The organism is Alicyclobacillus fastidiosus (assembly GCF_026651875.1).
In the GTDB taxonomy this organism is placed as follows: Bacteria; Bacillota; Bacilli; order Alicyclobacillales; family Alicyclobacillaceae; genus Alicyclobacillus; species Alicyclobacillus fastidiosus.
The window spans coordinates 1880937-1898434 of sequence record NZ_CP104067.1 but is presented as its reverse complement, the minus strand read 5'-3'; the positions used below and the strand labels follow the sequence as shown (position 1 = coordinate 1898434).

Here is a 17498-nt window from a genome sequence, read left to right as displayed (position 1 = left end):
CAACGCTCCTTTGAGAGGGAACCCCTATCTTCACCTAATGTAGCTCTACGACGCTTGATTAGACTCGGTCATCGGCTGCCTGCCGACAAAGAGCCTATCCAACCGCATGACCCCATACAGGACGCTCATGACAAAGAAAATCACTGCAGCGACGTCAAACGGCGCACTCGGGCCAAAAGCATTCCACATTTCCGTACCGAACACTGGGCCGACGGCCATGCCCAACCCTTCGACCGTCATAAACACGCCGAACATCACAGCGCGCTTATCTGGCGAGATACACTGGGCGACCACAGCGTTCCACGACGGTAGAATGAGCGCGTATGCCGCACCGAACAAGATCACCGCCAAAAACACGTAGCGCACTTGGTGCAATCCACCGATAATCGGCAACGAAATGGCGGCGAGTAAAAATCCACTGACGAGATATAGGCGATATCCAAAGCGATCGACAAGTCTCCCCATCGGGACCTGCAGCAAAACGGCCGCCGCACCGCCTGTCAACAAGAGGTAGCTATACATCCTGGAATCCAGATGTAATACGTTTCTCGCATATAGCACCAGCACGGGAAGCAACACGCCGATGGCGAACGTCTGCACGAAAACGCCAGGGAACAGAACCTTGACGCTGTTGACTTCCCTGAGGACCATCCTCAAATGGGTTCGCTTACGAACCGTTGCGTGCGGACGCCAACTGTTCATCACGAGGAGGCCCATCACGTACGCGATGACCCACAGCACCATCAACGTCATGAAACCTCTTGCGACGTGGATACCAAACAACCAACTCATACAAATGGCACCGAGACCAGCGCCGAGCAGCCACGCCATCATCACGCTACCCATCGCCGTGGCATAGGCGTCCTTCGTCAGTCCGTCGGTCACCCTCGCGATGACAGCCGGCCAAACGGCTGCCATTCCCATGCCAAGCATGGCACAACCCACGAGGATGATCCAGAAAGCATGCTGAGTGATGACCAGCCACAAGCCAATTCCGGCCACCGCAAGTAGACTGGCGCAGACTTTTCGCTGACCCAGCCTGTCCACCAGCCAGCCAGCCGGGGAGCGCAATCCAGTGTCAAATACGTAGTGAGCCGCCATCGCGTAGCCGATGGAAGCCGTTGAATACCCGAGTACGTTGTGAACATACATGGGGATGATGAAAAAAATCAGAGCACCTCGAACAAACTCGCATAATCCCAATACGAGGAGGGCTGTACTTCTGTGCAGGTCAAAGATGGACTCTGTCTCCCTCTGCACCTGCTTCACTCCTTCGAAGGCACCGCGAACGGCGGCTTCACCGCGTTAACTTACACTGTGTCCCCACGCCGACTCGTTTGGCGGTACGCCTCATACAACAGAATACTCCCGGCGACGGCCGCGTTGAGGCTCTCGGTGTCTATACTCATCGGGATGGATACGCTCTGGTCGGCGAGGTTCCTCACGTCGTCGCTGATGCCAAACGCCTCACTGCCAATCACCACCAGTGTCGGTTGGCTCAGCTCCGCATCATAGCAAGGTGCGTCTGCCTCTGCAGCCGTGACGACGACGCGCCCATCTGGGTGCTGATGTCGCCACTCGCGAACGAATGGGAGGCTGTCATCCGTGTGAAGTTGCAGACGAAACATCCCACCCATTGTAGCGCGAACGACCTTTGGTGAAAATGGATCCACCGTGTTGGATCCACAACACACAGTCGAAAACGCAAATGCCTCCGCGGACCGTAACAGCGTTCCCACATTCCCGGGATCCTGCAACCCATCGAGCAGGACAGCGTGTCTTGACATGCGCGCCTGTTTCGCCTGCGGCAGTTTCGCTACTGCAATGACACCCTGCGGCGTGGTCGTATCACAGACCTGATCAAACGCGGCAGGCGAGAGTTCAAAAAAGTTTCCCGCTGCCTTCGGGTGGCTCCGCAGTTCGTCTGAGAGCTCGTCTGACGCGACGTTCCAAAGCAGTGCATCGACCTCGTACGCGCTTCGAAACAGTTCTTCAATCAACCGACGGCCCTCTACCAAAAAGAGGCCCTGGCGGGAACGTCCCTTTTTTGACTTTAACTGGCTCCAAGCGCGCACGCGGGCGTTTTGCGGCGATTCGATGTACACGTGACACTGCCTCCTCGATACAGATGAAAAAGAACCCGGTCAGCGAACTGACCGGGGATATTCGTTAGGCGTTCAGCTTCTCGCGAGCGACGTTGACCAACTGCGTGAACGCAGCGCCATCCACCACTGCGAGGTCGGCCAACATCTTACGGTTGACTTCAACACCCGCTAACTTCAACCCGTACATGAACTTGTTGTACGAAATCCCGTTGGAACGAGCCGCTGCATTGATACGTTGAATCCACAGACGGCGGAAGTCACGCTTGCGGACGCGACGGTCGCGATACGCATACATGAAGGATTTCATTACCTGTTGTTTCGCCGTACGATATAGCGTGTGTTTCGAACCGCGGTAGCCGCGGGCTAATTTCAAAATTTTCTTGTGGCGACGACGCGTCACCATACCACCTTTAACACGTGCCATGACTCAATGCTTCCTCCTTAGTGATGGCCCGAAGTCGTTCCAGAAGACCGAAGCCGTGGAACAGACCGGACCCGTTCATGCGAACCCGACGCTCATCATGCGAACGAGATTATTTGTAAGCTACCAGTTGCTTAATACGCTTGTAGTCGCTCGCCGAAACCAGCGTCGTGCCGCGCAAGCCACGTTTCCGGGAAGCGGATTTCGCTTCAGCCTTGTGGTATGCAAACGCGTGCGCGCGCTTCAGTTTACCGGAAGCGGTACGCTTAACGCGCTTTTTCAAACCGCTGTGAGACTTCATCTTGTTAGCCATTTCAGTTCCTCCGTTATAATGATTGTCCAATCGTACGAGTAACGCGGTTAAGCACTCGGCTGTTTGGGTGACAGAATCAGGACCATATGACGACCTTCGAGGCGTGGCATACGCTCCACGATAGCCTGTTCTTCCGCTTGCTTAGCAAGTCTGATGAGCAGTTCTTGGCCAATGCTCTGGTGCGTGATCTCGCGTCCGCGGAAACGAACCGACACTTTAACCTTCGAACCGTCTTTCAGGAATTTGAGTACGTTTTTCAACTTGACGTTGAAGTCGTGCTCGTCGATGTTCGGCGTCATACGAACTTCTTTGAGAAGGACGACTTTTTGATTCTTACGCGACTCTTTTTCCTTCTTGCTCTGCTCGTACTTGAACTTGCCAAAGTCCATGATTCGGCAGACAGGTGGTTTGGCGTTCGGCGCGACGTTGACTAAATCCAAGTTGCGCTCCTCCGCCAGCCGGAGAGCATCCCGCAAGGACATGATGCCAAGCTGTTCGTTCTCCTGGTCAACAACACGCACTTCGCGCGCACGAATTCCATCATTCACCTGATATCCTTCTTTGCTAATCTCGTGTCACCTCCGAAAATGTGTAGCCGATACCGCGCCGACAAAAAAGGCGCAGGCATAGCCTGCGCCCCTAGAAATCGTCATCGAGGAGACGAGAACACTCGTCTTCCAGGGTAACCTGTCAGCGATGCCGAACAGGTGAGAAGCGGCAGGCTTCTTCTTGTTTCATGAATCCAACGTATTTATTTTATGGGTTTACACGAAATTCGTCAAGCTTCGACCAACAGTTCCTTTGCCGCGATTTCGCCTCCGAGTTTGCGCGCGAAAGCGTCCACGCTCATGCCACCCTGATCACCTACTGCGTAGCGGCGAACGGAAACCGTCCCCTCTTCCGCCTCGCGCTGTCCTACGACCAGCGTATACGGGATCTTGTGAATCTGAGCCTCGCGAATTTTATATCCAATTTTCTCCGGGCGCGTATCCGCACTGACGCGCAGTCCCTGCTCGCGCAGCTTATCCGCCACTTCTTCGGCGTACGCGGCGAAATCGCTGGAGACCGAGGTGACGACAGCCTGGGTCGGCGCGAGCCACGCCGGGAAGGCACCTTTGTACTGCTCGATGAGGAATGCGGTAAAGCGCTCCATCGTGCTCACGACACCGCGGTGAATGACGACCGGCCGATGCATCTTGCCATCCTCTCCGACGTACTCGAGATCGAAACGATTAGGCAAATGGAAGTCGAGTTGAACCGTCGACAGCGTCTCGTCCTTGCCGAGCGCCGTGCGGACCTGGACGTCGAGCTTCGGCCCATAGAACGCGGCCTCTCCCGGTGCCTCTACGTAGTCGAGCCCCATGTCCTCCATCGCTTGGCGGAGCATGCGCTGGGCAGTCTCCCACATCTCGTCGTTCTGGACGTACTTCTCGGTGTTCGCAGGATCGCGATAGCTCAATCGGTGATAGTAGTCCTTGATGCCAAAGTCCTTGTACACGCGTTCGATCAGCCTCACCACGCGCTCGAATTCACTCTGAATCTGATCCGGTCGACAGAAGATGTGCGCATCGTTGAGCGTCATCGCACGAACGCGCTGCAATCCCGCGAGTGCACCCGACATCTCGTACCGATGCATCATGCCGAGTTCAGCGATGCGAATCGGCAACTCGCGGTAGCTGTGCATGTGATTCTTGAACACCATCATGTGGTGAGGACAGTTCATCGGCCGTAGAACCAGCTCCTCATTGTCCATCTCCATCGGCGGGTACATGTCCTCGTGGTAGTGATCCCAGTGCCCGGAGATCTTGTACAGTTCGACGCTGGCCAGGTGCGGGGTATAGACGTGGTCGTACCCCATCGACTCCTCGAGATCTACGATGTAGCGCTCGATGGTGCGGCGGATTTTCGCGCCGTTCGGGAGCCAGAGCGGCAATCCCTGCCCGACTTCCGGCGACAACATAAAGATGTCGAGCTCCTTGCCTAGGCGGCGATGGTCGCGCTCGCGCGCCTCCTGTTGAAGGCGGTTGAATTCGTCGAGATCGCTCTTCTTCGCGAAGGCGACCGCATAGATTCGCGTGAGCATCTCGCGCTTCGAGTCACCGCGCCAATAGGCACCGGCGATGCTCTGTAATTGGAAGACTTTAATTCGGCCCGTCGAGGGGACGTGCGGACCACGGCAGAGATCGACGAACTCCGCTTGTTTGTAAATGGTCAGCGTCGTGTCTTCTGGAAGGTCTTGAATGATTTCGACCTTGAACCTGTCTTCCCGCTCCGAAAACATCTTCAGTGCGTCAGCTCGCGAGATGACTTCGCGCTCGATAGGGTAGTCCTCGGCGATGATCTTCTTCATCTCCGCTTCGATCAGCGGCAAGTCCTCGGGTGTGAAGTCGTGATCCGCAAAGTCGTAGTAGAAGCCATTTTCAATGACTGGACCAATGGCGAACTTGGTTCCTGGGAAGATGCGGGCGACGGCCTGTGCCATCACGTGCGCGCACGAATGGCGCATGACGTCGACGCCCTCCGGATCTTTCAGGGTGAGCAATTCCACTTGAGCCCCGTCTTCGACTTCGCGGGCGAGATCGACGACTTGTCCATTCGCCTTCGCCGCTACAGCTTCCTTCGCGAGTCGCGGGCTGATGGCCGTAGCTATGTCCAAGTACGTGCTGCCGCTCGCGAGCCGCCGCTCGGAACCATCTTTCAATTGAATGACTACTTCTTGTGCCATACTGATACGCTCCTTCGATTTCACAATTTGCATAGGGCTTCTTCGCGTATATGTGGACAAACAAAAAACGCCCCCGCCCGCTATGGGACGAGAACGTCGGTCACGTGATTCCACCCAATTTCCCTACCGTGGACACACATACCACGATAGGCTCATTGCACCGTAACGGGGTGTACCGGCCACTGTTTCAGCGATGCTTCCTCAGTGACTGCTTGGAAAGTGGTGTCTCGCAGCGTTTGTGCGGACCGCTTGCAGCCAAACGACAGTCCGTCTCTAGACACTCTGCGATGCGAGCGCGTCTCTCCTCATTGCATCCGTTGATCAAATTGATAATCGCACATTACGCCACGATCCGCCTCGCTGTCAAGTGCGGACATCGTGGACGTCAGTGGTTCCGCTTCACGCGATGGTCGCTCGACGCGTCGACAGGCAAAACGTGTTGCGCCTGCTCGAGCTGTTGGCAGGTGCTACAGTGGTAGCACGCGCGCACGCGTTCTGCAAAGACGCGCCGGAGCGTCTCCGAAAAGCTAGGCCACGCTGCCTTCTCGTTTATGTCGTGTAGTACGATGCGGCAAGGGGATCTCGTGATCAGAATACTCATCGCCAAATCCTCACTGTTGAGATCTCCGCCCGACTCGGCCAACGCGGCTTCCGTCACTTCTGTATCGCGCACGAGACTGCCATTGGCATCGGTGATCCAAACCCGGTTTGGCACACAGAACACGTGAAGCTCTTGCGCGCTTTCTGGCTGTGTTTCGAGCATGTAGCGGAGCATCGCAACCGACTCCTCATACTCCCTGTCGAGCATGAATTGCCGCACGCGCTCCCGCATCACCGCCATGATGGACTGTTGAAACGACTTCAGCCGAAAACGGGCAAACCCCTCTATGAAAACCATTTCACCGCCCTCTAAGAGGGGCCACAGACCCATCTTCGTCCGGCGAAGCCACTCCTCGTAATTGCGGCCACCGACCACCACTTCATCCGATCTCAATTCATGCATGAACACGAGCGTCAAGTACTCCAATTCATCGTCGCTTAGATACGGGTACTCCCGCGACAGCTTCGCCTGAAGTCGCGCGAATAGCCAATCGCTGAAGAGAAACAGGGTCATCGTGTTGCAGAGTTCCTCAACCGTTTGTTCCTCGTACTCACAGGATAAGGAGTGATCGAGATGGTCTAGATTGATGAGACAAATGCCGGCGACAGCGGAAAGCTTGTCGACTAAGGCCGGGAACGCATTCTCGGAAGTTACGTTGAGTGTGTGCACGTTCACCAGTCCTTCCTCTCGTATTACATTCCAATTTGAACCATATCCACCATTCACATGATCCAATTCAGCAACAGTATGAGGAATCCGCCAGGCCCGTATACCCGGCTTTATTCCACAAAAATACAAAAAACGCCAACGCAAAATTGCGTCGACGGTGTCGCGTGGTATAGCTGACAGGAGTTGCACCTGTGACCCACCGCGTTCAGGAGGGCCCGCTCTGAGCTACAGTCGTTTATTCAAACATGTGGTGTCGCACTTTCGTGTCTGTGTTGGATAAACCCGAAAAAGCCAAAATCCACGTGCCACAACCGTCTGCTCTAACATACACAATCGAAGCGACAAACGGTGTAGGCACGCGTTACGATGAAGTCATATTTATTCCTCTCGAGACAACGGCAAGACGGTCAACTTCTCCCACAGCTCGGGTGCCGCTCTCTGCAAGTTCACAGGCCGCATCGTGCCGTGCCCGACAAAGGCGTGTCGCGTATACCCTTTCGCACAAGTCGCGCCTGAATCATCTAAAACCTCGTAGGCGAACTTCATGCGCGCACGCGAAATCTCCACCAGTCGGGCTACGACCACTATCTGCTCCTCGGCGCGGAGCGCCTTGACATACTTGCAAGTTACGTCCGTGACGACAACTTGAATCTGCCCATCCTGAAAACTCTCCATATACTGTACTCCATACGCAGACAAGAAGTGCATTCTGGCGACCGAAAACCAGTCAATATAGGCGGGATGATAGACGATCCCAGCGGGATCGCACTCCCCCCACCGCACTTCCAGCTTCGTTTCTACCGCAGTCGTCATGATATTCCTCCCCAACTCTGGTCGCGGGCGGTAAAGGATCGGATGATTACCAATCCTCCCCAAGTCCATCGCCCGAGACGAAAAAAGCGCTCCGAAGAGCGCCCCACGCACTTAGCCGAGCCATCTTTCCCGCATGATGATACCACGAACCTCGCAACGGACCAACCAAAGTGAACTCCATCATCCTAGAGCGATGAAGATCTAGAACAGCCAATACGCTGAATCTGTCGATCACAGTGTAATTGGCCGCCCTCACCATTCCTCAATTCATCTGTATCGCTCACCGCTTACCAACGAGTCTCGTCGGACCGTTTGGGTCACAAATACGCCCCCCAACTACAATTCGTGCGGTCCCCGCTCCTCCGGCATCTGTCGTACCGGAGTCTGATGGCTTCGGGCTCGCCTGCGGACCAGGCGCACTCACTGGGCCCGCCTCCCCGACACTCGGACCGGATGTATGCGGCCCCTTATTATGGGACATGACGACAGAGAGCACCGTCATCAACGCCGCAGCGCCATTCGTCAAATCATTGATTTCCTGGTTTGTAATCACGTTCCACCCCGCCGCATCCGTAATGATTTTCGCGGCGCTCAACAGCCCAAGAAGAATGGTGCTCAACCGTCGACCCTGGATTAGCTTCTGAATTGTGCTCATACAAATCACCTCGCCTCAGAACCCTGCTTACTGACCATATATGATGCTCAGCAAAAATTGGTGCCTGTGGCTCAATGTATTTGAGATTACATATTGACCAATTCCCCCAGCCGTGTTAGTATAACTTACGCTACACGCCGGGGTGGCGGAATTGGCAGACGCAGCAGACTTAAAATCTGCCGGGGGCAACCCCGTACCGGTTCGAGTCCGGTTCTCGGCACCAAGCACAGCAAGGGATTTCGGGATTTTCCCGAAGTCCCTTTTGTCTATCTGCTGTTCGATTGCAAATCAATTGCAAATCTTCGAGTTCCGAAATGGTTTTAGAATACTGGTGAACTAGCTTGGTTGAAGTGCTGACCACCGTTCAAGACAAGTGAGAGGTCATCGTTAATCTTCACCTAGACAGAAGCAGCAAGGTATCGAGATATCAACCGATAATACTGGTTCAAAGGGTGTAAATCATGATTGTATTTAACGTCCCCACAATACCACATGACCACATTAGAGGCTTCTACGAACTTTTTGACATTCAGCAAAAAATCATCCAAGCGATGTCCAACGGTCAAAGAAATATACACCTAGATTTTAGTAAGTGCAGGTTTCTTCCTCATTATGCCGTTACTGTGCTTGGTGGGCTCGCAAGGTATACCGAACATAACGGATGCCACTTGCAGTTTAGATGGTCTACGGTCAATAAGAGAGTTTTGACCAATCTTTTACAAAACGGGTTCGCTGGAATGTTTGGTTATGGCACTGGTCCGTGGGAAGGAAATTCTATACCGTATCGGGAAGATAGGATAAGTAATGAGGCTGCGATAATCACATACCTCAGAGAAGATTGGCTGGGTCGGGGCTGGCTTCAAATTAGTGAGAAGTTATCCAATGCGATAGTTGGAAAGGTGTGGGAAATCTACACTAACACTTTTGAACATGGGGCCTCTCCAATCGGAACAATTAGTTGTGGGCAGCATTACCCAAAGCTTCATGAATTGCATCTGACAGTCGTAGACTTCGGTGTAGGCATCCCAACAAGTGTTCGTAACTTCCACGAAAGGAACTCCATAAGTGGGGCTAAAGCTTTGCAGTGGGCATTTCAATTAGGTGCGTCGACAAAGATGGAAGACGAAGGTGGGCCGCGTGGTCTAGGACTAGGAATTCTTAAGGATTTTATCAGGATCAATAAAGGAAGTCTTCAGGTGTTTAGCCAAGATGGATATGCACGGATCGGTAATCATCCTGATATATTCGAGCAATCCAAAGTCCCATTTCAGGGATCACTAGTCGATATAAGTCTAACGTGTGACGAATCGTATTATGTTCTTGCGTCCGAGATAAATAATTAAAGAGGAGTCCACATAATGCTTAAAATCCGTGAATTTATTGGAGAAAACTGCATTACTCGCGAAGATGGAGACCGGGTGTACAATATGGTGTTCGAGCAACTAAAAAGTGGCTCTGCAGTCGACTTAGACTTTTCAGGTGTGAATGTCTTTGCTTCCCCATTTTTTAATGCCGCCATTGGTAAGCTTAGAAAAGAGTTCTCCAAACACGACATCGAAAATCGGGTTCATGTACATAATCTATCCGCTGTTGGTCGGGATATATTTGCCTTAGTACTCGAAAACTCAGACAAATATTACAGTGACCAAACGTTTAGAAGGACGCTTGATGACATTCTGTCAGAAGAAGGCGATTCTCAATAATGGCTATTCAATACACTGTCCGAGCTAATGTTGTGGATCTACGTTCAGATACTCCAACTAGTTCCGATTCTTTCTTAGTCGACACCAATGTTTGGTATTGGATGACATATAGTAATGCCAGTCTAAGTTCAATCCCGTATCAAACTAGTGACTACCCAGGATACATTGCAAAGTGCTTAGCCAACAAGTCAAAGCTATTGCGTTGCAACTTGTCATTTCCAGAAATCGCTCACATTATTGAGCGTAATGAGTTGACTATTTATAATCAGACATCAAATTCAACTGTGAAGACTAAACAATTCCGGCATAACATGCCCCAAGAAAGAACACGTGTAGTTACCGAAATCGCTACAGCATGGGGACAAGTAAAATCTATGGCTCAAATGATTGAAGCATCGCCGATAAATGAATTGGCTACAGATACTGCTTTAGTCCAAATGAAATCAGATAGAGTGGATGGTTACGATTTATTTATTCTGCAATCGGCGGAAGAAAATGGTGTTTCACAAATCATTACGGACGACGGAGATTATTGCACCATACCAAATATTACAATTTTCACAGCTAATCAAAATGTAATAGCAGCTGCTTCTACTCAAAATAAATTAATCAAAAGATAACATTCATCAACATTCAAAGGGTTATGCATAAGAATTCTTGAAACAATATACACCACAAAAAAGAGCGGTAGCCTAAAGAGGCACCGCTCCGATTTGATTACATCATCCTTTCCATCCGCTTCCTATTGATGAACATCTCCGCAGCCGATCTCGCCGAATCGCCAAAGTGCTGGTCGACGTACTCATTAAGCACACGTATCATTAGTTTTTCCGCCATGAACGCGTGTCTCGGTTCCGTCTAACTCCCGACCTGATTCGATGTACGTAATGCAGATAGAATGTCAGTTCATGTGGAATAGGCACATGGATGATAGGAATGTCTAACCCAACGAAACTGAAACTATGGCTTGTGATGGGATAAAACAGGAATGGCTTTCGGCTCAAACGGGATTTCCGTCAAATCCTGTGAGTCTAATTGTGAACGGCCAGACTCCGACATTGAGGAACGCCCAATCGGGCACTCGGTACAACAGTGGATGAACTGTGGCCTTTGAGGGAGAATAATGAGAGTGAGCTTAGCTGAGTTCGACGAAAAGATACGAACTGCCCGATGGAGCAGCGAACACGAAGCGCAGAATGTCTGTGAAATCCTACGGCTACTCGGGTATCAAGGATTGATTAGCGTCGGCGTTGATCGAATCACATTGGAAGTTGATTCGAAGCATGTAGTGATGCCCGCAAGTGTATGTGAGTTACTTCTCCCATCAAGTATCAAGAGGGAGATTGAACGTTGTTTGAGCGGTAAGGGTGCGCATTACTTTTACCTGGAAGATTAGATGACACACAAAACCGCGCCCCTGAATATTCGTCTTGGGAGATAAACAGTGCGCCGCTCGCTTCCTAGAGAATATAAAAATTAAAAAGTTAGCGAAATCAGGTGTTACAGTGAGACGCTATTATCGATTAAACAAACGTTTTATGTCGTTTGATATCTATCTCAGTATTATATGTGCAATCGTTTGCCTGCTTGACCATAGCTTATTTGGCGTCTTACTCAATGTAGGATATGGGCTTTGGGTTTTACGTACCCGGGAACGCATCGAACGAGATGAAAGGGAAAGGAAATAAAAACCGCGCCCTCTAGTTGTCATCACCCGTTGCACTGGGGCGCGGCATCATTATGCAATAGCACTCTGATACTATAGCTTATCCATCCGGTGGTAAAATATGAATGTCGAAGCTCACCGCGCGCGTCGAAAAAACGGCGGACCAGGTGAGACTCTTCGTTTTCAGAGACACCACAAAAACAGGCCCGCATCCCGAAGGATGATGGCCTAGTCTTGCTTCACGCATCTTTAGTTTTACCTGTTACGAGGAAACGTCGTTTTCATAGGCGTTTGTCGGGCCCGTAACGGTCACTCCTTGTGTATATGTGTATAATCGGCAATTCACTGCGACGAGGAGACTGTTATCTATGGCTGATTGTCCAGAAGTCATTTTAGGAAGCGTTTCAATCCCAACAGAGGATTACGGAAAAATACAAAGTGTGGCAGACCAGGGAAGGAATTTGTGGAGACTAAGCCCAATACGAACAGCTCAAATTGTTGGTTCTGAACATCTTGGTCTAAGTCCCACTGACGTGTACACCATGGTTGAACAATTCATCGAACCAGGATCTGGATTGCCACATGCTGTTGTTCGCGTAAAACATGGACCATGTACTTTTCTCGTTGAACTATATCAACCGGAAAAGCGAGGACCAAAAGGTATCTGGATAGTTGACAGTGTGCTAACTGTTGAACGTTGATTGTCTACAAAAGTGCAAGTGATACAATTCATTCAACAGAGCTCACCGCGCCTCTCAACGATGCGAACCAGGGTGGGCTATTTTTGTGCGCAAAAAAAATATCCCCATCCAATAGATGAGGAAACTACATGGGTAAGGGCATTACCCGAATTATACTATTCGCACGATGATATTTCATTGGAAATTACGTGACATTACACAAATTCGCTGTGGAGCATGAGATGAGAGTAGTGGAACTGGAGCCTGATGGCGTATGGATGAAGACGAAGGATGGAGCGCTGGCGAGGCATAAGGTTAACAGGAAAACAGTCTCGATCAACATGGGTTAGGTTAATCTTGCCACTCTGCATCGAATCAAAAATCACACCGTATCTCAAACAAGAAGCGGTGTGATTTTTGACGCTCTGTACGTATTAACGACCCTTCATTGAAAATCAACGTCGATTTGACGATGATGTTCGCTATTCGACTTTCGCAGCCTCACTTCTAATATTCCATTTCTATAGGACGCCTTCGCTCCGGTCTCATCTACGTTGGCTGGTAAGGGTACCGCCCTGGAAAATTGTCCGTAGAAGCGTTCTGAACGGTGAATGTTTTCGTCTTTAATTTCAGTCGTTCGTTCAATTTTCCCACTTAAATGCAAGTGGTTGTCGTGGACAGTGATGTTAACGTCTTCCTTCTTTTCTAAACCGGGAATTTCTGCTGTCACAATCACTTCACTTTGGGTTTCTCTGACGTCTACTCTCACCCGTGAGACTGCATGTTCATCAAACCACTCATCAAATACACGAGGGAACGAACCAAAATCGCGTCTAAAAATGTTAAACGGATCATAAAGAATTAGCGCCATAAAACAGCCCCCTAAGCCAATTTTCCAACATGATTCCCGTTATGCAAAGACAAAATGTACTTAACGTGAATATTGAGAAACAAATGCACTCCTCTGGATGGTTATCAAACAAAAATCCCTTGTGTGGAGGAAATACAATGACGCAGTACAGTTTTTATGCTACGGTTCGCGATGCATCTACACATCGGTATCCAACATATACATTTATCGAAGCTGGTACGGATCAGGAAGCAACCCACAAATGTTAAACACGAGATGAAGGTCGCGGAACTGGAACCGGATGGCGTTAAATGGAGATGAAGGATGGTGTGTTGGCCTCAAAAATGTAACTCAACAAGTTATAATATAAATATTACAAAATTAAATGAAGGTAATTAGTATCAACAAGAGAATGAATTATATCAGAGGAGTGATTGAACTTGAGCCTGATGTTTTGTCTTCACTGTGGTTATGCCCATAAAATCGATGACTCTTCCAAGGTGTTTCGAACGGGGTTCAGACGATTTCCAGACGGGACTGACGTACCCCTTGGGGTCTGTAATAAACCGACGGAGATTAATGCAATACCCACTGTTGAGCGCGGACGATCCACTTGTCCAACTCCTGACTGATAGCAACTACTTCTGGATCGCATAGGCTTCCTTTTTCTGTAGCCATGCTTATCATTGCAAATCGTAATTCCTCGATTCTGTTCACGATCGCTTCCACGATAATGTCTCCTTGTCGCCATAATCCAACACCCGAATTACAATATCACATGAATACTGTCGAATTTTATCGTTTTTTGTCGGACACAAACTATTCAATTTGTAAACGATTTCAATCCACCGAAATAAAAAATTGGATATAAAAACCCAGAATGAGGGGACGTTATTCGGGCCCTGTAATACGTATGGATGGAGATGAAGGATGGGGCGTTGGTGAGGTATACTTTGAGGAAGAAATAAAGAGGCCCGCAATATATGCGGGCCCACTCATTAAGCACCATGAAGGGTGGCAAATACTTCCCCAGCCACTGTCAAACCTTTGACCACAGCAGGTAGCAACTCCCACATTGCCTTTAATTTAGCTTCTTTTAGGGTTCCCTTTGCCTTACTTTCTTTTAAATGATTAAGAGTATCTATAGCCTCTTCCTTCTCATCCTGTTTAAGATCCTTGTGATTGGTGATGGCAGCTAACAGTTCATCAAACTGTGACTGTTGTTCTGCGCCCCAGGTACCAATCTGAGTGACGTTATCACCCTGGTTAATATTACCTTGAAAACCATTCCCGTTAAACGATCCAGAAATCGTCCGGTTATTGTTATTCATAGTCATATCTCCTTGAACAATATATTGAGTTTGAATTCCAGGGCTTAGAAATGGAACTAAAACTTTCGCGACAGCAGGGATTTGTAGCAACTCCTCAAGAGAAACATCTTTACCGACAGTGGTCACTGTTGGTTTTGGAGCCTTATCTGTTTTGTTTTTTTTTAATTGCGACGCCATGTATTTTTGATAATCTGGATTAATCCTTAATACAGGAAAAATCACGTTGAAATCCACCTTGAATTCGTGCCCAAATGCACATTCTGTGTCATATCCAAGGGTGTCGGGGATTTTATCAAACGTTTCAACTGTCTCGACGCAATCGTAGCATGGGCACCGTAGTTCCCATCGAAGTACTAATACATTCTCCTGTGATAATGTGACGAGTCGCACAAAAACATCTTCGAGCGGAAGTTGCACGCGCTTTTGTATAGCAGTTGGGTAAAATCGAGAACGAGGGGCTTGTAGGCACATATCATTTATGCACTGGTCCACTAATACTCTCGTTTCAAAACCCATTTCATCGCATCTCCTACTATATAGTTAAACCTAAAATTGTGTTCCTAACAAAGGCTATTGCTTGCTCACTTGCACTGCCCATAAAGTATATACTGTTAGAAAAAATGCCAACTCTAATTGTGTATTTCTGGAGCAGTCCGTTCTCGTTAACAGAGAATCGAACATACCCACCTTGGTGCTGTAAATTGGGCCGCAGATAATCATACAAAACTTTTCCGCGTAATTCACTTTGTGCACGAAGCGAAACCTTGCTGAGACCGTTAAGAATCAGCACAGTAAATTGTGTCGCTGCGTTTTCTTCGCCCAGTTTCAGCTTTGCTTGATTCAAAGCCTGCTCCAGATCACCGATGTCTTCATCTTTAAAATACCCGTCTAATGCCTCTAGAATGTTAACCACAGACTCAGCGTGTTCCGAAGTGAAGTCTTCGAGTAACTCCTCGGGCTTACTGACAGTATCTACAAGCTCACCTTTCAAAGCATCGGCAAGTGACTCCACATTATATCCAAATGGAGCAACAACCGAAGCCACTTCGATCGAAATCTGCTGATGAAGCATTGATGCGATCTTTTTAGCAACTAAATTCGCCGCCTCTGGAGCAGCTCGAACTTCCAAATACCCCGACTTTTCATCAACGAACACATTTGTTATGGAAGTCCTTGGGTACCTATTAACACTCGAACCTACTACATTCTTTACGGTACCTGTCTTATGAATGAAACGGAGAAAAACCTTCCCTGTCCCATTGAAGTCCTCAATCGCGCCGAACAAATATGGCTCATGCCCAATGTCAGAGGGCTGAGGCATGTAGACGGTCGCAAAAGGATCGAATTGATGATTTTCGACAATCAACTTCCGTACATTTTGAATACCATCTGTTGTTGAACGAAACCAAACTACCGAGGTTTTTCCTGCAAATACCTCATCGATACACCATTCAACAACTTGTCCTTTAACTGCCTCATCACTAATCATAGCTGACCAAAGTCGCTCAGCAAGATAATCGGCACTCCCACTATCATCTAGATTCATCTCATCGCACATACTTTTGAGAATATCTTTAGATAGTTTCATTAGATCGCTCAACTGGATTAAGTCTGCAACGGTTGTTTGTTTTTCCATTCCTTCCACCCTTACCATCAAATTACTATTCGATAGTATACAATTAGGGATTTTTATACAACAATTTGGCTTCAATGCTAGCGGAATAAACCAACGCAAAAAAGGACGGCCTAAGCCGCCCCATCTGCATAAGGTTCACCCGAAGGTCGATGTCAGGATACAGCGGTTGCCGTAGCCTGTCCATCACTTACAGGAGAAGTTTGCTCCTGTTGTGCAGGTGCAGGTGCATCGATCTCTTTTGTGCTCTGGAACAGAGGCAGCGAGCCAATCGCATCCACCGCTTTATCTGCGGTGTTGAGCGCAGCCAATACAGAGGCCTGCGTCACAGGTAGCCCAGCTTTCGCGGCCTCTGTGCTTACCACGAGTGCAATCCCTGTCTTCTGATTAGATGTAAGAGCATCCAACCGTTTCCCGGTGGCGTGCAGAACCTGCCCGGCCAGTAGAACAAGTTTGGTGTTCTGCAACTCCACTTCAGCATGGTCGAGTTTCGCTTTGACCCCGGCCAATTCCGGTAGCTTTAGCAAGTCCTCGACTGCATGGATACCATCCGCCAGAAACGGCTTCAAAGTACCCGCGTCTTGGACGACCTTCTGCTCGACGGCAACCACCTTTGGGCTAAATGCTTTGTGAATCAACGCTGTTACTACACCACTACCACCGATTGCGATTGCCGCCGTATAGATATCGTTCAAGTTAAACATGTACATCTCTCCTTAAATTGTATTAGTTCAAATGGGACCAGGTTTGCGGTCCTACGATGCCGTCCACTTCAATCTTTGCTTTCGCCTGGAACGCTTTGACCGCGGCCTCTGTCAGTGGGCCGAAGTCGCCGTCTGTTGCGAGTGATGTGCCATGGGCATTCAGGCGCTGTTGAACATAGACGACACCGGTGCCCGTTGATTTCTGCTTCAACATACCCGGGCTGTTGTAGGAACTCGGTAGCCCGACAAGAGTGGACTGCTTGGACAACGCAAGCACTTTCTCCGCATACGTCACATCCCATGCCGTGTCTGGTCCATAGTGGCCTGCGTTATACGCGACCAGCGCCTCGGTGAGGTTGCCGCCGTACTGTTCGAGCAACGCCGCGTCCTCTTGCGCCATCCAGTTAATTGCCCACGCCGCGTTGTAGGCTTCAGCATCGGTGATTTCTGGATGGGCAGCGCTGTTGATCTGCGCGATACCACGGTCAACGCTACCGTTGCTGTCAACATCCTTGGCGCTTGCGTTGAAGCCACTCTCTTGATTTAAGTGCCCCCACAGAATGTCTGGATGGACACCGTGAGTGGTTGCGGCTGTCAGAATGTCTAAGTCGTACTTGGTTGTTGTCATA

Annotated in this window: 19 protein-coding genes, 1 tRNA gene and 1 other annotated feature; of the genes, 5 read left to right on the top strand and 15 right to left on the bottom strand. The window is 49.6% G+C overall.

The window, feature by feature from the left end; all coding sequences use genetic code 11:
- Positions 1-45 precede the first annotated feature (45 nt).
- From NZD89_RS09490 to NZD89_RS09450, 9 genes are all read right to left on the bottom strand, one after another.
- On the bottom strand, positions 46-1260 hold the full coding sequence (locus NZD89_RS09490) for an MFS transporter (protein WP_268007468.1): 1215 nt from the start codon (positions 1258-1260) through the stop codon (positions 46-48).
- Positions 1261-1310: 50 nt separating this feature from the next.
- Entirely contained in the window at positions 1311-2105 is a 795-nt protein-coding gene (locus tag NZD89_RS09485) for a TrmH family RNA methyltransferase (RefSeq protein ID WP_268007467.1), read from the bottom strand.
- Between the two features lie 64 nt (positions 2106-2169).
- The gene (gene rplT / locus NZD89_RS09480) at positions 2170-2529 is read right to left on the bottom strand and encodes a 50S ribosomal protein L20 (protein ID WP_268007466.1); all 360 of its coding nucleotides are present in this window, start codon (positions 2527-2529) and stop codon (positions 2170-2172) included.
- 109 nt (positions 2530-2638) lie between these two features.
- Entirely contained in the window at positions 2639-2839 is a 201-nt protein-coding gene (gene rpmI / locus NZD89_RS09475) for a 50S ribosomal protein L35 (RefSeq protein WP_021294762.1), read from the bottom strand.
- A 47-nt stretch (positions 2840-2886) separates the two neighbouring features.
- Positions 2887-3387: a translation initiation factor IF-3 gene (gene infC, locus NZD89_RS09470; RefSeq protein ID WP_021294761.1), complete on the bottom strand. Its 501-nt coding sequence runs from the start codon at positions 3385-3387 to the stop codon at positions 2887-2889.
- Positions 3388-3443: 56 nt separating this feature from the next.
- Positions 3444-3576 (bottom strand) — a sequence feature (ribosomal protein L20 leader region).
- 41 nt (positions 3577-3617) lie between these two features.
- Entirely contained in the window at positions 3618-5564 is a 1947-nt protein-coding gene (gene thrS, locus NZD89_RS09465) for a threonine--tRNA ligase (RefSeq protein WP_268007465.1), read from the bottom strand.
- 385 nt (positions 5565-5949) lie between these two features.
- Positions 5950-6840, bottom strand: coding sequence for a sporulation protein YtxC (gene ytxC / locus NZD89_RS09460; RefSeq protein WP_268007464.1), 891 nt, complete (start codon positions 6838-6840; stop codon positions 5950-5952).
- 372 nt (positions 6841-7212) lie between these two features.
- Entirely contained in the window at positions 7213-7647 is a 435-nt protein-coding gene (locus NZD89_RS09455) for an acyl-CoA thioesterase (protein ID WP_268007463.1), read from the bottom strand.
- Positions 7648-7927: 280 nt separating this feature from the next.
- On the bottom strand, positions 7928-8302 hold the full coding sequence (locus NZD89_RS09450) for a hypothetical protein (protein ID WP_268007462.1): 375 nt from the start codon (positions 8300-8302) through the stop codon (positions 7928-7930).
- 136 nt (positions 8303-8438) lie between these two features.
- On the opposite strand from NZD89_RS09450, the gene NZD89_RS09445 reads away from it, so the two are divergent.
- From NZD89_RS09445 to NZD89_RS09425, 5 genes are all read left to right on the top strand, one after another.
- A tRNA-Leu gene (locus tag NZD89_RS09445) sits at positions 8439-8525 on the top strand.
- Between the two features lie 238 nt (positions 8526-8763).
- On the top strand, positions 8764-9645 hold the full coding sequence (locus NZD89_RS09440) for an ATP-binding protein (RefSeq protein WP_268007461.1): 882 nt from the start codon (positions 8764-8766) through the stop codon (positions 9643-9645).
- A 15-nt stretch (positions 9646-9660) separates the two neighbouring features.
- Positions 9661-10005 carry an STAS-like domain-containing protein gene (locus NZD89_RS09435; protein WP_268007460.1) on the top strand — a complete coding sequence of 115 codons (345 nt, stop codon included), beginning with the start codon at positions 9661-9663 and terminating at the stop codon, positions 10003-10005.
- Positions 10005-10625, top strand: coding sequence for a PIN domain-containing protein (locus NZD89_RS09430; RefSeq protein WP_268007459.1), 621 nt, complete (start codon positions 10005-10007; stop codon positions 10623-10625). The genes NZD89_RS09435 and NZD89_RS09430 overlap by 1 nt, the downstream gene beginning before the upstream one ends.
- A gap of 1414 nt (positions 10626-12039) precedes the next feature.
- Positions 12040-12372 (top strand): hypothetical protein, encoded by a 333-nt coding sequence (locus NZD89_RS09425; protein ID WP_268007458.1) that lies wholly within the window; start codon positions 12040-12042, stop codon positions 12370-12372.
- Positions 12373-12796: 424 nt separating this feature from the next.
- On the opposite strand, the gene NZD89_RS09420 is transcribed toward NZD89_RS09425, so the two are convergent.
- The 6 genes from NZD89_RS09420 to NZD89_RS09395 all read right to left on the bottom strand — a co-directional run bounded on the left by NZD89_RS09420 (position 12797) and on the right by NZD89_RS09395 (position 17497).
- The gene (locus NZD89_RS09420) at positions 12797-13222 is read right to left on the bottom strand and encodes an Hsp20/alpha crystallin family protein (protein WP_268007457.1); all 426 of its coding nucleotides are present in this window, start codon (positions 13220-13222) and stop codon (positions 12797-12799) included.
- A gap of 555 nt (positions 13223-13777) precedes the next feature.
- Positions 13778-13930 (bottom strand): aspartyl-phosphate phosphatase Spo0E family protein, encoded by a 153-nt coding sequence (locus tag NZD89_RS09415; protein ID WP_268007456.1) that lies wholly within the window; start codon positions 13928-13930, stop codon positions 13778-13780.
- A 269-nt stretch (positions 13931-14199) separates the two neighbouring features.
- On the bottom strand, positions 14200-15048 hold the full coding sequence (locus NZD89_RS09410; protein WP_268007455.1) for a hypothetical protein: 849 nt from the start codon (positions 15046-15048) through the stop codon (positions 14200-14202).
- A gap of 16 nt (positions 15049-15064) precedes the next feature.
- Complete coding sequence (locus tag NZD89_RS09405) at positions 15065-16168, bottom strand: hypothetical protein (RefSeq protein WP_268007454.1); 1104 nt, start codon at positions 16166-16168, stop codon at positions 15065-15067.
- 152 nt (positions 16169-16320) lie between these two features.
- Complete coding sequence (locus NZD89_RS09400) at positions 16321-16869, bottom strand: hypothetical protein (RefSeq protein WP_268007453.1); 549 nt, start codon at positions 16867-16869, stop codon at positions 16321-16323.
- 22 nt (positions 16870-16891) lie between these two features.
- A complete protein-coding gene (locus NZD89_RS09395; protein ID WP_268007452.1) occupies positions 16892-17497 on the bottom strand; it encodes a peptidoglycan-binding protein in 606 nt (201 codons plus the stop codon).
- Position 17498 lies beyond the last annotated feature (1 nt).